Genomic DNA, 15,888 nt, shown 5'->3' with positions numbered 1-15,888 from the left:
AGACTCCGGGAATCATTCGACTCCCAGAGGTGTTAGGCTCTCCTGCACTCCCGCAAGACCTACCTGGCTTTGAAGCGCAACGTCAGTACTTGACGAGGCTCTCCGGACCTGGTAAGTTAGTGGAGTTGCCCTGGAGACGGGGCGGTCTGAATCCTAGTGGGTTCGGATGGCTGGAAGTCAAGTGCCTGCAAAGGCGCGGTTTGCTCCCGGTCAAACGGCCTTGTAAGATGAAGACATACGAGATGGAAGCCCCGGAGTTCGGGTCCACGTGGTGGGTTCGGGTGATGGTGTACGCGTCCGTTTCTTGAGAACTCAACAGTGTGTTAAAAGCCAGTGCATGAATATGCATACCTCCGTCTTCCATGCGCTCTTGTGGGTGTGTGGGGATGGTTTCCTTTGGTTGACATCGCACATGTGTGTGTGGTGTTCGCCGGGATTTCTTCAGACATTGTTTGGAGAGTTTGATCCTGGCTCAGGACGAACGCTGGCGGCGTGCTTAACACATGCAAGTCGAGCGGAAAGGCCCTTCGGGGTACTCGAGCGGCGAACGGGTGAGTAACACGTGAGTAACCTGCCCCTGACTTTGGGATAAGCCCGGGAAACTGGGTCTAATACCGGATACGACCAGCCTTGGCATCGGGTGCTGGTGGAAAGTTTTTTCGGTTGGGGATGGACTCGCGGCCTATCAGCTTGTTGGTGGGGTAGTGGCCTACCAAGGCGACGACGGGTAGCCGGCCTGAGAGGGCGACCGGCCACACTGGGACTGAGACACGGCCCAGACTCCTACGGGAGGCAGCAGTGGGGAATATTGCGCAATGGGCGAAAGCCTGACGCAGCGACGCCGCGTGGGGGATGACGGCCTTCGGGTTGTAAACCTCTTTCAGCAGGGACGAAGTTGACGTGTACCTGCAGAAGAAGCGCCGGCTAACTACGTGCCAGCAGCCGCGGTAATACGTAGGGCGCAAGCGTTGTCCGGAATTATTGGGCGTAAAGAGCTCGTAGGTGGCTTGTCGCGTCTGCCGTGAAAGCCCATGGCTTAACTGTGGGTCTGCGGTGGATACGGGCTGGCTAGAGGTAGGTAGGGGCAAGCGGAATTCCTGGTGTAGCGGTGAAATGCGCAGATATCAGGAGGAACACCGGTGGCGAAGGCGGCTTGCTGGGCCTTACCTGACGCTGAGGAGCGAAAGCGTGGGGAGCGAACAGGATTAGATACCCTGGTAGTCCACGCTGTAAACGTTGGGCGCTAGGTGTGGGGTCCTTCCACGGATTCCGTGCCGTAGCTAACGCATTAAGCGCCCCGCCTGGGGAGTACGGCCGCAAGGCTAAAACTCAAAGGAATTGACGGGGGCCCGCACAAGCGGCGGAGCATGTTGCTTAATTCGACGCAACGCGAAGAACCTTACCAAGGCTTGACATCGCCCGGAAAGCTCTGGAGACAGAGCCCTCTTCGGACTGGGTGACAGGTGGTGCATGGCTGTCGTCAGCTCGTGTCGTGAGATGTTGGGTTAAGTCCCGCAACGAGCGCAACCCTTGTTCCATGTTGCCAGCACGCCCTTTGGGGTGGTGGGGACTCATGGGAGACTGCCGGGGTCAACTCGGAGGAAGGTGGGGATGACGTCAAGTCATCATGCCCCTTATGTCTTGGGCTGCAAACATGCTACAATGGCCGGTACAGAGGGTTGCGATGCCGTGAGGTGGAGCGAATCCCTAAAAGCCGGTCTCAGTTCGGATTGGGGTCTGCAACTCGACCCCATGAAGTCGGAGTCGCTAGTAATCGCAGATCAGCAACGCTGCGGTGAATACGTTCCCGGGCCTTGTACACACCGCCCGTCACGTCACGAAAGTCGGCAACACCCGAAGCCCGTGGCCCAACCAGCTTGCTGGGGGGAGCGGTCGAAGGTGGGGCTGGCGATTGGGACGAAGTCGTAACAAGGTAGCCGTACCGGAAGGTGCGGCTGGATCACCTCCTTTCTAAGGAGCATCTGGCTGAGCTCGCGGGTGCGTCGCAAGGTCGTCGCATCGGGGTTTGGTCCATGGTCGTGTTCGCAAGCGTTCGTCTTGTGCGCGACCTGCTCATTAGTGGAGCACTGGCTAGTCGGATCGTCGGGGTCGTCCCGGCGGCTGGTACCGCCGTGAGTCTCCTCCTTGTGAGGGGGGTTGCGGAGTGGGAACGCTGTCGTGGGGGTTCGGGTGGTTCGAACACACTGTTGGGTCCTGAGGAAACGGGCCAACGCGCGGGGCCGCTGTCGCAGCTGTTGCTGTGGGGTTGCGGTCTCGTTGCTTGTTGGGTCTGTTCCTTGTTTGCGGGGCCAGCCTTCCGTCATACCGGTTCGCATCGTGGCTTGAGAGATGTTGTGTCTTTCGGGTTGGTGGTGTGGGTGTCTGGTGGTGGGTGGGGTTGGTGGCCTGTTTGTTGTTTGTGAATTGCATAGTGGACGCGAGCATCTTTGTGGCCAAGTTTTTTAGGGCACACGGTGGATGCCTTGGCATCAGGAGCCGATGAAGGACGTGGGAGGCTGCGTTAAGCCTCGGGGAGTCGCCAACCAGACGTTGATCCGGGGATGTCCGAATGGGGAAACCTAGCACCAGTCATGTGGTGTTGCCGCCGTCTGAATGTATAGGGCGGTTGGTGGTAACGCGGGGAAGTGAAACATCTCAGTACCCGTAGGAAGAGAAAACAATAGTGATTCCGTGAGTAGTGGTGAGCGAAAGCGGATGAGGCTAAACCATGCGCGTGTGATAGCCGGCAGGTGTTGCGTGTGTGGGGTTGTGGGACCCTCTTGGAGGAGCTGCCGTTCTTCCGAACAGTGATAAATCGATGGGGTAGTCGAAGCTTCTGGGAAGTTGCGCCGTAGACCGTGAGAGTCGGGTAGGCGAAACCTTGTCGACTGTTTGAGGGGATCCCAAGTAGCACGGGGCTCGAGGAATCCTGTGTGAATCTGCCAGGACCACCTGGTAAGCCTAAATACTCCCTGATGACCGATAGTGAACAAGTACCGTGAGGGAAAGGTGAAAAGCGCCCCGGTGAGGGGTCGTGAAATAGTACCTGAAACCGTGTGCCTACAAGCCGTAGGAGCTTGGACGAGGCTTGCCTTGTCCGTGATGTGACTGCGTGCCTTTTGAAGAATGAGCCTGCGAGTTATGGTGTGTGGCGAGGTTAACCCGTGTGGGGGAGCCGTAGCGAAAGCGAGTCTGAATAGGGCGTTTGAGTCGCATGCTGTAGACCCGAAGCGGAGTGATCTACGCATGGGCAGGTTGAAGCGCGGGTAAGACCGTGTGGAGGACCGAACCCACCAGGGTTGAAAACCTGGGGGATGACCTGTGTGTAGGGGTGAAAGGCCAATCAAACTCCGTGATAGCTGGTTCTCCCCGAAATGCATTTAGGTGCAGCGTCACGTGTTTCTTGCCGGAGGTAGAGCACTGGATGGCTGATGGGCCTTACCGGGTTACTGACGTCAGCCAAACTCCGAATGCCGGTAAGTGAGAGCGTGGCAGTGAGACTGCGGGGGATAAGCTCCGTAGTCGAGAGGGAAACAGCCCAGACCACCGACTAAGGCCCCTAAGCGTGTGCTAAGTGGGAAAGGATGTGGAGTCGCAGTGACAACCAGGAGGTTGGCTTAGAAGCAGCCATCCTTGAAAGAGTGCGTAATAGCTCACTGGTCAAGTGATTCCGCGCCGATAATGTAGCGGGGCTCAAGTACACCGCCGAAGTCGTGGCATTCACGCGTTAAGCCCGGTGTGATGTGAGTCACATCTAGGTGTGTGGATGGGTAGGGGAGCGTCGTGCGGCCGGCGAAGCAGCCGAGTGATCGAGTTGTGGAGGCCGTGCGAGTGAGAATGCAGGCATGAGTAGCGAATCAGAAGTGAGAAACTTCTGCGCCGGATGACCAAGGGTTCCTGGGCTAGGCTAATCCGCCCAGGGTAAGTCGGGACCTAAGGCGAGGCCGACAGGCGTAGTCGATGGACAACGGGTTGATATTCCCGTACCCGCTAGCACGCGCCCATATCGAATCCAGTGATACTAAGGGTCCTTAAGCCCCTGTTGTCCTTCGGGACTTGGTGAGGCTGAACGCCTGGCCTGATCTGGTAGTAGGTAAGCGATGGGGTGACGCAGGAGGGTAGCCCATCCCAGGCGATGGTTGTTCCTGGGGTAAGCATGTAGCCCGTGGCATAGGTAAATCCGTGCCACACGTAGGGTGAGATGTGATGCCGAGCCGATTGTGGTGAAGTGGGTGATCCCATGCTGCCGAGAAAAGCCTCTAGTGAGTGTGCCGGCGGCCCGTACCCTAAACCGACTCAGGTGGTCAGGTAGAGAATACCAAGGCGATCGGGTGAACTGTGGTTAAGGAACTCGGCAAATTGCCCCCGTAACTTCGGGAGAAGGGGGACCCTTGCTGGTGATGAGTCTTGCACTCGGAGCTGGTGGGGGTCGCAGTGGCCAGGGGGAAGCGACTGTTTACTAAAAACACAGGTCCGTGCGAAGTCGTAAGACGATGTATACGGACTGACGCCTGCCCGGTGCCGGAACGTTAAGGGGACCGGTTAGTGCGCTTTCGGGCGTGCGAAGCTGAGAACTTAAGCGCCGGTAAACGGCGGTGGTAACTATAACCATCCTAAGGTAGCGAAATTCCTTGTCGGGTAAGTTCCGACCTGCACGAATGGCGTAACGACTTCCCCGCTGTCTCAACCACAGACCCGGCGAAATTGCACTACGAGTAAAGATGCTCGTTACGCGCAGCAGGACGGAAAGACCCCGGGACCTTCACTACAGCTTGACATTGGTGTTTGGGACGGCTTGTGTAGGATAGGTGGGAGACGGTGAAGCTCGGACGCTAGTTCGGGTGGAGTCATTGGTGAAATACCACTCTGGTCGTTTTGGATGTCTAACCCGCGCCCGTGTATCCGGGTGGGGGACAGTGTCTGGTGGGTAGTTTAACTGGGGCGGTTGCCTCCTAAAGGGTAACGGAGGCGCCCAAAGGTTCCCTCAGCCTGGTTGGCAATCAGGTGTTGAGTGTAAGTGCACAAGGGGGCTTGACTGTGAGACCGACAGGTCGAGCAGGAGCGAAAGCTGGGACTAGTGATCCGGCGGTGGCATGTGGAAGCGCCGTCGCTCAACGGCTAAAAGGTACCCCGGGGATAACAGGCTGATCTTCCCCAAGAGTCCATATCGACGGGATGGTTTGGCACCTCGATGTCGGCTCGTCGCATCCTGGGGCTGGAGTAGGTCCCAAGGGTTGGGCTGTTCGCCCATTAAAGCGGTACGCGAGCTGGGTTTAGAACGTCGCGAGACAGTTCGGTCCCTATCCGCTGCGCGCGCAGGAGACTTGAAAGGGGCTGTCCCTAGTACGAGAGGACCGGGACGGACGAACCTCTGGTGTGCCAGTTGTTCTGCCAAGAGCACGGCTGGTTGGCTACGTTCGGGAGGGATAACCGCTGAAAGCATCTAAGCGGGAAGCCTGCCTTGAGATGAGGTCTCCCACCTGGAAACAGGGTAAGGCTCCCAGGAGACGACTGGGTTGATAGGCCGGAGGTGGAAGCATCGTGAGGTGTGGAGCTGACCGGTACTAATAGGCCGAGGACTTGACCACAAAGCTAATGTTCCCCTGCGTGGTCAAAGTGTGTGATGGTGTGCTGCGGCCCCGGTTCTCTTCGCCGGGTCCCGGGTGCATGCGCAACCGTCACATGATTCCCTAGCAGGGGGCATCTTGCTCGCGTCCACTATGTAACTCAGAAACAACAAACTGGGGTGACCCGGGTTGTATGTTTCAAGGGGTTACGGCGGTCATAGCGGAAGGGAAACACCCGGTTACATTCCGAACCCGGAAGTTAAGCTTTCCAGCGCCGATGGTACTGCACCGGGGACGGTGTGGGAGAGTAGGACACCGCCGGACAAATATTGTGTTGGTAGGAGAGCCATCCACTTTGTGGATGGCTTTCCTGCGTTTTGGGGTATTTCCCGCTGGCCGCCTGACCCGCTGGCCGCCTGACCCGCTGGCCGCCTGACCCTCTGGACACGTGACTATCTAGCTCGTCCGTTCCCCAGCTCCCTCCGTCCTCTACGACCGTCCACTCCCACTACTCCGTCCACGGGTTCCCTGCCCCCGGAGCCATTGGGGAAGTGGTCCGCGGCGGGTTCGGGGATCGGACTCCTCCGCCGGCCAGGTGCCCCGCCCTCGGTCCCTTCGATGGTCGTTCGCCGTAGATTCGGCGCCGGCACCGCCGCACCACATCCCATGTCGGCGTACGGGTCCATGTGCAGAGTCAGGTACAGGCGAACGTGCAGAGTTGAAGGAGACCTCTCCGCTGGAGAAAACTCGCGTCGGTGTTCGCGCCCGGCAGCACGCACCGCCCGCATACCGGGGCCGGGGCACGCATGCTCGGCATCAGCATCCTCACCCGGTAGCCGGCTCGCTGGCGTGCGCCAGTCGCAAGGCGCCAGCGCGCGCGGCCGCCAGCGTCACCCGCACCGCCTGGTCGGCGGTCGCCTCGTGGACCGGATCGGCAGTGATAAGCAGGCGTAGGTAGATCGGCGCGGCAAGAGTCTTGAAGAGCTCGGCAGGATCGGTATCCCCGGGCAGTTCGCCGCGCTCGATGGCGCGCGTCACCACCGGTTCGGCTCTGGTGAGCCGGTCATCGAACACGTGACGCCTGGCTGCGGCGATCTCCGGAAGGTGGGCTGCCCCGGTGAACATGGCGGCGAGGATGGCCTGCCCGGCCGGGCTGGCGAACGACTGGACGAGCGAGCGCGCCAGCGCCCGCAGGTCGGTCTCGATCGCTCCGGTGTCGGGAACGGGGATGTCCATCGCCATGTGCTCGGCCAGGGCGTCGGTGAGCAGGCTCTCTCGATCCTCCCACCGCCGGTAGACCGTCGTCTTGTGGACTCCGGCGCGCTGGGCGACGTTCTCGACGCTCAATGCGGCGTAGCCCTTATCCACGAGCTCGGCGAGTGTGGCGGCGTGGACGGCGGCGCGTACTTTGGCGCCGCGGCCGACCGGCCGGGCAGCGGAATGATCAGACTGCATTGCAACTCCAAGTTGCGATATTCGCGGGCCGGCTGACAGGATGAATGTATCGCAACTCGGAGTTGCGATACATTCATCCTGTATCCCCTGAGGTGGTACATCATGCGGAACTCCCCCGCTTGGACCCTCCATGCCGTCCCCGACCAATCCGGACGAGTTGCGGTGGTGACCGGAGCCAACAGCGGCATCGGCTACGTCACCGCCCGCGAACTGGCCCGCCGCGGCGCGCACGTCGTGCTGGCCTGCCGCGACCCCGAACGCGGCCAGGCCGCGCTCGCCCGCATGCAGGGCGAGGTGTCCGGCGCTCACCTGGAACTGCGCCAGATGGACCTGGGCAGCTTAGCCTCCATCCGAGCATTCGCCGCCGGGTGGGACCGCGGCTCGCTCGATCTGTTGGTGAACAACGCCGGAGTGGCGATGGTGCCCTACGCTCAGACCGCCGACGGGTTCGAGTCGCAGTTCGGCATCAACCACCTGGGCGCCTTCGCCATGACCGGCCTGCTGCTGCCTTGTCTGCTTGCCGCGCCGGACCCGCGGGTGGTCACCGTCAGCAGCGAAGGCCAGCGCTTCGCCCGCTTCGACCTGGGCAACCTCAACGCCGAGCGCACCTACCAGACAGCCTTCGCCTACGTGCAGTCCAAACGGGCCAACCTCTACTTCGCCATGGAACTGCAGCGTCGGGCCGACGCCGCAGGGCTGAAGCTGCGCAGCATGGCCGTCGCGCCCGGACTGACCCGCACCAACGTGCTCACCGGCGGTGCCAACAGCGGCAGAGGACGCTTGTACGGGACCGTCACGCGCCTGCTCGTGCGCGCGTTCTTCCGCCCCACTCCGGAAGGGGCGAAGACCTCCCTGTACGCGGCGACCGTGCCTGACCTGCCAGGGGGCAGCTACATCGTTCCCGACGGACCACTGCAACTGCGCGGTGAACCCACGCGTCGTTCCCATGAGCGCGCCATCCGCGACACCGCCACAGCCGCCCGCCTGTGGCAGCTCTCCGAACGCCTCACCGGCGTCACCTACGAGCTGCCCGCCGCCACAGACACACGCCTGCCGTACGTATGACGAGGGCGTGGTTGTGCGAGGGCAGCTGAGCGTGGACTTTCCCAGCACCTCGCCTTCCCTCGGCGTGAGCATGGGTGGTTCCAGGAATGGGTCTTGGATCTTACTTGTCACCGGTGAAACCGCCAGACGGCCGAACCGGGCGCAACTCCCGTGACAGCTCTGCACGTTTACGCGTACTCACCTCTGCATATCAAGGAGTACGCCGACATCCCACCGCTTCGGCGCCTCAAGGCTGGACACAAGACCGGCGCAGACTGGACACAAGACCGGCGCAGAGGGGTGACAGGTGCGCTTCGGCGCCTAAAAGCTGGAGACCAGACCGGCGTAGAGGGGGGTGGGTGAGGTGCGGAGGTACACGGGTGACCTTCTTCGGGAGGGATCACGGTAGACCCTAAGAAGAGGATCACGGTGACAGGATCACGGGTGGTCTTAAGAGAGGTCCATGGGTGGCCTCGAGAGTGGCCTCGAGAGAGGGGACCGGGTGGTCTTAAGGGAGGTCCGTGGGTGGTCTTAAGAACGGGGCGCGGGTGTCTGTTAGGGGAGGATTAGGAGGGCGTCGCCTACGCCGCGTTCGGTGCCGTCGGAGGGGTGGTTGACGACCTTGCCCTTGACGACCATCGCGCTCGACCCGCCGCCGTCCAGGTTGATGGCCTGGCGGGCGCCGAGCCAGAGCATCAGCTGCGCGGCCTCCACCATCGAGGCTCCGACGGTGACGCCGGGCTTGCGGCCGTCGACCGTGACGAGGATGAGCTTGCCGGACTTGGTGACACCCGCCATCGTGCGGGGGTGCCGGCGAAGGATCATGTTGATGTTCGCCTGCCCGTCGGCCTTCGCGGTGATGTGCTCGCGGCCGTCGCGGACCAGGCCGACCCCGCCGCCGATGATGCTGGTCTGCGGGGTGAGGGGGATGCCCTTGCCGGAGCGCATGTCGGTGACCTTGGTGGTGACGTTCAGCGTCCACTTCTCCCAGGCGTGGGCCCAGATCCAGTCCGACATGATGCCGGTGCCGTGCAGCACGCGGGTGCCGCGCGCCACCTTCCCGCCCGCGGGGCGAAGGGTCAGCACCTGGCCCTTGTCGTCCAGGACGGCCTCGGCTCCCTCGTCGGAGGGGGTCTTCGCGCCGAACTCCTCGGTGTAGAGCACCAGTTCGTCCGGTTGAGCCGCGCGGTTGACGCCGTTGATGGTGGTTCTCTCGCCGTCGGGCGAGGTCGCCGTGACCGTGGTCTTCACCTCGGTGATGCGCGCGCTGCGGTCCTTGAGGATCAGGGCGCTGCGGCCGGCGACCGCCTCGCTGAGCAGGCGGCCGTCGACCACGGAGACGCCCACGGGCTCGCCCCGGAGGTTCTTGTCCGTGTGGATGTTGAAGAATCCGCCGTTGACCGCGGCGACCGCGCCCTGTCGCTTGGCCATGGACGAGGGGGTCTCGCGCTTGGCGACGGTGGCTCCGATGCTGGAGTGGTAAGAGCCGGTGAAGGAGCGGGGGTCGACGGTGAGCACCCGCATGTCCCAGGGGCCGGTGGTCTGCAGCCCGTCATCTCCGAGGAAATCCACCTTCGCGGAGATACCTGCCTCTTTGAGCTTCTTAACTACCTTTTCGGCCTCATTGCGCTCTTTCAGCGTCCAAAGCCCGATGCGTACCGTGTAACCGACTCCCTGGGGGAAGTCGGCGACGCCGGGGCGGGTGAACTGCTGGATGCTCGCCTCGAATCCGGCGTTGAGGGCTGATTCCGCCGCCGCCTCGGCACTGGCCTGGGAGCCGTAGTCCTTGCCGTTCATGAGCACCGACACGGTGTATCCATCGGTCGGGGTGCCATGGAGAACCGTGAACAGGTCGATGCCCGCCGCGACCGCTTTCTGCTTCTGTGTGGCGGCGCCGGGTTGCCCGAGCGGGAAGTTCGCCGACGGCAGACCCGATCGTAGCGATTCGGCGATCGCCGGTGCGGGGGCGGTGGCCGCGAGGAAGGAAAGCGCGGCAAGACCGGCGATGAGGCGACGTGGCATCAAGGGCTCCCGTGGGTGATCTACTCCTTGGTGCACCATGGTCTTGGTAGCGACACGCCAAGCGCCCGTAAACACGCCAACGTCTACGAGAATGTAACCGGCTGTCTTTCCGGATGCTGAAATAGGCGGGCATGACGGGAATCCGGCCAGCTCGCGCCATCACACGCGGTTGCCGCGCGCGCGTGTCCGCCACGGGGCCGAACAGGGAACGCGAGGTGTCCGTAAGGGGCCACGTAAATCGGGTCAATACCCTGGTCAATATGGGTGAGCCCTCGGCGACGGGCTGCGGCGGCGCGCGATGCGGCGTTACGGTTTCCTAGGCCGCGTACACCGAGCGAGCGGCACACCTTCCTCGAGAGGCACCCGTCATGGGGCTCAACGTTCTGTTTCCGATAATCCTGGCGAGCATGATCCTTGGCTTCATCATCGGAGTCGTCATGGCCCGGCCCCGCCGGTGGGACGCCTACGTCTGCGTCGACGACTCGGTCCACGCGGAAGCCCGCGACGGCGGCACGTGACCCGGCCGTGCCGCCCAGCGCCTCACACCACGGTCACCAGCCCCGCCAGGCGCTTCCCGTCGAGGCCGTGGACGGTGACGCCGTCGGCGCCGGTCATGGTCTCCCCGGCGACCAGGGCGTTGACGATGGCCTCCTCGGTCGCCTCGATCACGGCGTAGAAGAGCGGGTCGATGTGGTCATCGGCGAGCACGGTCACGTCGAAGGTGCGTGGCGGGTCGGCGTCGAGCGCGTTGGCCGGAAGGTTGCGGTTGGCGGTGGAGAAGCACAGGAAGCCGTCCCCGCTGGAGTTCTCGCCCGCGCCGCCCGTGCGCGCGACGCCGAGCCCGGCCCGCTGGGCGAGCCTGCGGCACTGGTGGGGGAGCAGCGGCGCGTCGGTGGCGACGATGCCGATGATCGAACCGGCGCCTTCGAACTTCGGCGGTGTGGGCCTCGGCACGTCGTGGAGGCTCCGGCCGACCGGGAAGCCGTTGACGGTCAGGCGCTCGCGCGATCCGTGGTTGGCCTGGACGAGCACGCCCACGGAGTAGCCCCCCTCACTCTCGCCGAGCACGCGGGAGGCGGTGCCGATGCCGCCCTTGAACCCGTGGCAGATCATGCCGGTGCCGCCGCCGACGCCGCCCTCGGCCACCGGCCCGGCCGACGCCGTGCGGTAGGCCTCCTTGACGTGCTCGGGCTTGACGTGCTGGCCGTCGATGTCGTTCAGCGTGCCGTCCCAGGTCTCGCCGACTACGGGCAGGGACCAGGCCTGGCGGCCCCTGCCGAGGGACGCCACCTCGATCTCCACGAGCGTGTCCCGCACCACCCCGACGGAGGCGGTGTTCGTGAGCCCGATCGGCGAGCCGAGCATGCCGAACTCGTCGAGGAAGGCCATGCCGGTGATCTCGCCGTTGCCGTTCAGCCAGTGGTAGCCCGCGTACACGGGCTCGTCGAACGCCGAGCCGCCGTGCGGCAGCACCACCGTGACGCCGGTGCGCACCGGGCCCCCGCCCACCACGCGGGCGCCCTCGCCGCGTACCAGAGTGGTGTGGCCGACCCTGACCCCCGCGACGTCGGTGATGGCGTTGTACGGCCCGGGGGTGCCGGTGCCTATCACGATGCCATGGTCGCGTGCCCGAGGGCTCAACGGATCTCCCTTCGGAACGACTCCAGCGCCAGCAGGGCGACGTGGAGTGACAGGCACGACTCGACGTCGTCGAGGTCGGTGTCGAGGATGCGCTCCAGGCGGCGGAGCCGGTCGTAGAACGCCGGCCGCGACAGGTGGGCGCGCTGGGCGGCCACGGCCTTGTTGCGCCCCGCGTCCAGATAGGTGCGCAGGATGCCGGTCAGGTCGCCGCCGCGGTGGGCGTCGTGGGCGAGCAGCGGGCCCAGTTCGCGCTCGGCGAAGGTCTGCAGCCTGGCGTCGTCCCGCAGGAGGTGGAGCAGGCCGCGCAGCCGCAGGTCGGGCAGCCGGTAGAACGGGCGCCTGTCGGGCTGGCGGGCGGCGGCCTCGGCGACCTGCTCGGCTTCGAGGAAGCTGCGGCGCACGTCCCTGATGGACTCGACGACGGAGCCCGCGGCGAGGACGAAGGGCGTGGCGAAGGCCGTGCGCAGCCGTTCGGCGAGGGCGGTGAGCGCGCCCTCGGCGAGCGTGCGGGGAGGCAGGGGGAGCAGGACCCCGACGCGGTTCTGGTCGAGGGCGCCGACCAGGGCGGGCAGCTTGGCCTCACGGCAGGCGGCGGCCGTGGCCTCCGCCAGCTCGCCGAGCTGCGCCTGGAGGTTGAGCGCCGTATCGGTCGGGTCGGTGAGCCGGAGCACCACGCTGATGAGCTTGCGGCCGGTGAGCGGGACCCCGACCGCCCGGGCGCGGGCCGCCGCCTCCTCGGGGTCGGCGTACGCGTGGGTCAGGATGCCGGTGATGATCGTGCCGTGGGCCTGGCGTTCCAGGCTCTCCTGGTGACGCTCCAGCAGCCGGCCCAGGGCGAGCGTGGTGGCGGCGCGCTCGGCGAGGACGATCTCGCGCGGGCCGGGCGGGGACTCGCAGATGAGGATCAGCCGTCCCCAGTCGTGGCCGCGCGCGCCGACCATGGTGACCAGCCAGCCGGACGAGGGGTCGTAGGCGGTGCGCTCGCGCGGGGCCACCGCCCGCGACCGCGCCTCCCAGTTGGCGAGCAGGATGCCGGTGTCGCGCCCGGTGGACTCGCAGGCGAGCACCTGGTGGGCGAGGTTCTCCAGGATCGTGGGACGGGCCGACAGGCGCGACACCTGGGTGAGCACCTCCGCCGGCGACGCGCCCTCGACCGACAGCTCGGTGAACACCTCGTGGAGGTGCTCGGAGGCGCGGAGCTCCTCGAGCTGGATGTCGATGATGCGGGCGTGCACCGACTCGGTGATCTGCACGAAGGGCGTCTCGCGGGCCAGCGTGACGAGCGGGAGGCCGTGGGTCTCCGCCGACTCGACGACGGCGCGCGGCAGTTCGCGGATGAACCTGCGGCCCAGCTCGACGATCAGGCCGGACGCGCCCACGGCGGCGAGGTCGGCGATGTAGTCGGCCAGCTTGTCGGGCTCGTCGGGGAGCGCGACGCCGGTGGTGAGGATGAGCTCGCCGCCGCGGAGCAGGTGGGCGATGTCGCTGACCTCGCCGACGTGCACCCAGCGCACGCGCGTGTCCAGCCGGTCGGCGCCCGCGACCACGCGCGGGTTGCCTCGGCGGACGGCGTCCAGTGCGAGGACGTCGGCCAGGGTCGGTAGCATAGGTCCGAGCCTAGCCGATCACCCTGTAAGACCGACCACTCACTACCTGACACACTGTTCACTCAGGACTGGCGGAGGCGGGCCTCCAGGCCGTCGAGTATGGCCAGCAGGCCGAAGTCGAAGGCCAGGTGCCGGGCCCTGGTGACGTCGATCTTCTCGAAGTCGTGGTAGCGGGCGAGCAGGTCGGGGTAGTCGGCGGCGGCGACCTCCATCTGGGGACGCATCGCCTTCCTCCACTCCTCGGCGTCCGCGCTCGACCGGCCGACGGTGTTCAGCCAGCTGACCTCGGGAACCGTGGCGCCGAGGGTGTAGGAGACGACGGCGGAGGAGGCGTAGTCGAGGGTCATGCCGGTGAAGCCGGCGAGCTGGAAGGCGTCCATCAGCGTCGCGCTGACGGCCATGGCGTTCGGCCCGAGGCTCGGCATGGTGCCGATGAGCGTGACCGACCAGGGGTGCTGGAGGATCGCGTTGCGCATGCCGTAAGCGAACGCGGCGGCCGCGTCGCGCCAGCCGGTCACCGCGGGGTCGGGGATGTGAGCCTGGCCGTAGACCTCGTCGAGCACGAGCTCCAGCAGCTCTTCCTTGTTGGCGACGTACCAGTAGATGCTGGTGGCCCCGGAGCCGAGCCTGGCCCCGAGCTTGCGCATGCTGAGGGCTTCCATGCCTTCGGTGTCGAGGAGCTCCATCGCCGCCCGGACGATCTGCTCGCGGCTCAGCGAGGGCTGCTCCCGCGGGCGCTTCCCGGACGCCTCGCGGGCCCAGACCGAGGTGAACCGCGTCTTGCTCGGCAAGGGTGACTCTCCTTCTTCCGCTCAAAGGATAATTCACTCGCACGCTGTACGAGCTTCATCGTACGCTGTGCGAGTGAACTCGAACGCTGTACGAGAAGAGCACGGAGTGGCACCGGAGAAGAACCCCCGGCGCTGGTGGATCCTCGGAGTGCTGTGCCTGAGCCTGCTGGTGCTCGTCGTGGACAACACTGTGCTGAACCTCGCCATCCCCTCGCTCATCCGCGATCTCGGCGCGAGCCCGGCGGACATCCAGTGGATCATCGACGCCTATGTCCTGGTCTTCGCCGGCCTGCTGCTGACCGCGGGAAGCCTGTCCGACCGGTACGGCCGGCGCCGCTTCCTGGTCATCGGGCTGCTGGTGTTCGGCGGGGCCTCGGTGGTGGCGATGCTGGCCCAGGAGCCGTGGCAGCTGATCGGCGCCCGCGCGCTCATGGGCGTGGGCGGGTCCTTCCTGATGCCGAGCACCCTGTCGATCCTGATCACGGTCTTCGACGACTCCGAGCGCCGCAAGGCCTTCGCCGCCTGGAGCGCGGTCGCCATGGTCGGGGTGATCGCCGGGCCGACCCTGGGCGGTTTCCTGCTGGAGCACTACTGGTGGGGCTCGGTGTTCCTGCTGAACGTGCCGATCGCCGCCGTCGCCATCCTCGCGGCCGTCCTGCTGATGCCCGAGTCCCGCGCGCCTGCCCGTCCCACGGATCCCCTCGGCGCGCTGCTGTCGACGGCGGGCATGACCGCGCTGGTCTACATGGTGATCGACGCGCCCCGCGAGGGCTGGACCTCGGCCCGCTCGCTGACGGCGATCGCCGTGGCCGTGGTGGCGCTCGGGGGCTTCGTGCTCTGGGAGCGGCGGACCGAGCATCCGATGCTGCCGCTCTCGCTGTTCCGCGACAGGAACTTCAGCGGCTCGTCGTTCTCCATCGTGCTGATGTCGTTCGGCACCGGGGCGCTGCTGCTGATGCTCACCCAGTACCTCCAGTTCGTGCTGGCGTACGGGCCGATGAAGGCGGGCCTCGCGCTGCTGCCGTACGCGGCCGCGGCGGCCGTGTTCAACGGCGTGGGCGCCGGGCTCGGGCAGCGGGTCAGCAACCGGGTGCTGATCGCGGTGGGCATGCTGGTGATGGCCGGAGGGTTCCTGGTGCTGGCGCTCATCGGGCCGTCCGACGGGTACGGCCGGCTCATCACCGGTCTGCTGATCATGGGCATGGGCGGCGGTCTCGCGGGGCCCGCGGCCTACGCGACGCTTATGGGCGCCGTCCCGCCCGACCACGCGGGCGTCGGCTCGGCGCTCAACGACACCGTGCAGCAGGTCGGCATGGCGCTGAGCGTGGCCGTCCTCGGCAGCGTGCTCGCCGGGGTCTACACCGCGCGGATGCCGGAGACCGCTCCGGCGGCGGCGAGGGACTCGATCGGCGCCGCGCTCCAACTGGGGGACGCGGGGCTCGCGCGGACGGCAAGGGAGGCGTTCGTGTCGGCGATGTCGTTCGGCTCCTGGGTCGGTGTGGCGTTCGCCGTCGCTTCGGCCGCGCTCGCCTTCGCGGTCCTGCGCCCCCGTACGGTGCCTGCGCCCGAGCCGCAACCCGAGCCGGTGGCCTGACCGGAAGCCGAGCCCAGGCGCCCACGGGCGGCACGTGGTGAGGCCGCCCGTGGGCGCCTGGGATATGTCAGGACATCAGGTCCAAGTGACTTCAGGACGTTAGAAGCTTGAGGGTGGCAGCATGTAAGGTGAATTCGCAGTACGCCGACACCTTGGAGGTGGGAGCG

General features: G+C 65.3%; 7 protein-coding genes and 3 rRNA genes. 5 read left to right on the top strand and 5 right to left on the bottom strand.

What is annotated here, in order from left to right; translation table 11 throughout:
* Positions 1-449: 449 nt before the first annotated feature.
* From OG589_RS26790 to rrf, 3 genes are all read left to right on the top strand, one after another.
* A 16S ribosomal RNA gene (locus tag OG589_RS26790) occupies positions 450-1,971 on the top strand.
* A 480-nt stretch (positions 1,972-2,451) separates the two neighbouring features.
* Positions 2,452-5,588: ribosomal RNA gene (locus OG589_RS26785) — 23S ribosomal RNA — on the top strand.
* A gap of 186 nt (positions 5,589-5,774) precedes the next feature.
* Positions 5,775-5,891 (top strand): 5S ribosomal RNA (rrf, locus tag OG589_RS26780).
* Together the 16S, 23S and 5S rRNA genes form the textbook arrangement of a ribosomal RNA operon.
* A gap of 501 nt (positions 5,892-6,392) precedes the next feature.
* Here rrf and OG589_RS26775 read toward each other — a convergent pair.
* Positions 6,393-7,022 (bottom strand): TetR/AcrR family transcriptional regulator, encoded by a 630-nt coding sequence (locus tag OG589_RS26775; protein WP_405140542.1) that lies wholly within the window; start codon positions 7,020-7,022, stop codon positions 6,393-6,395.
* Between the two features lie 102 nt (positions 7,023-7,124).
* On the opposite strand from OG589_RS26775, the gene OG589_RS26770 reads away from it, so the two are divergent.
* A complete protein-coding gene (locus OG589_RS26770; protein WP_405140541.1) occupies positions 7,125-8,087 on the top strand; it encodes an oxidoreductase in 963 nt (320 codons plus the stop codon).
* A 534-nt stretch (positions 8,088-8,621) separates the two neighbouring features.
* On the opposite strand, the gene OG589_RS26765 is transcribed toward OG589_RS26770, so the two are convergent.
* The 4 genes from OG589_RS26765 to OG589_RS26750 all read right to left on the bottom strand — a co-directional run bounded on the left by OG589_RS26765 (position 8,622) and on the right by OG589_RS26750 (position 14,127).
* Positions 8,622-10,088 (bottom strand): phosphodiester glycosidase family protein, encoded by a 1,467-nt coding sequence (locus OG589_RS26765; RefSeq protein ID WP_405140540.1) that lies wholly within the window; start codon positions 10,086-10,088, stop codon positions 8,622-8,624.
* 540 nt (positions 10,089-10,628) lie between these two features.
* Entirely contained in the window at positions 10,629-11,729 is a 1,101-nt protein-coding gene (locus OG589_RS26760; RefSeq protein WP_405140539.1) for a P1 family peptidase, read from the bottom strand.
* Complete coding sequence (locus OG589_RS26755; RefSeq protein WP_405140538.1) at positions 11,726-13,336, bottom strand: PucR family transcriptional regulator; 1,611 nt, start codon at positions 13,334-13,336, stop codon at positions 11,726-11,728. Before OG589_RS26755 ends, OG589_RS26760 begins: the two co-directional genes overlap by 4 nt.
* Before the next feature lie 62 nt (positions 13,337-13,398).
* Complete coding sequence (locus tag OG589_RS26750) at positions 13,399-14,127, bottom strand: TetR/AcrR family transcriptional regulator C-terminal domain-containing protein (RefSeq protein WP_405140537.1); 729 nt, start codon at positions 14,125-14,127, stop codon at positions 13,399-13,401.
* A 73-nt stretch (positions 14,128-14,200) separates the two neighbouring features.
* Between OG589_RS26750 and OG589_RS26745 the strand changes: the two genes are divergently transcribed.
* Entirely contained in the window at positions 14,201-15,721 is a 1,521-nt protein-coding gene (locus OG589_RS26745) for an MFS transporter (protein ID WP_405140536.1), read from the top strand.
* The last annotated feature ends 167 nt before the right edge of the window (positions 15,722-15,888 follow it).

Origin of the sequence: Sphaerisporangium sp. NBC_01403 (genome assembly GCF_045040145.1) — a bacterium.
In the GTDB taxonomy this organism is placed as follows: domain Bacteria; phylum Actinomycetota; class Actinomycetes; order Streptosporangiales; family Streptosporangiaceae; genus Sphaerisporangium; species Sphaerisporangium viridialbum.
Note: the sequence above shows the minus strand (reverse complement) of the source record. Positions and strands in the feature narration are given on the sequence as shown.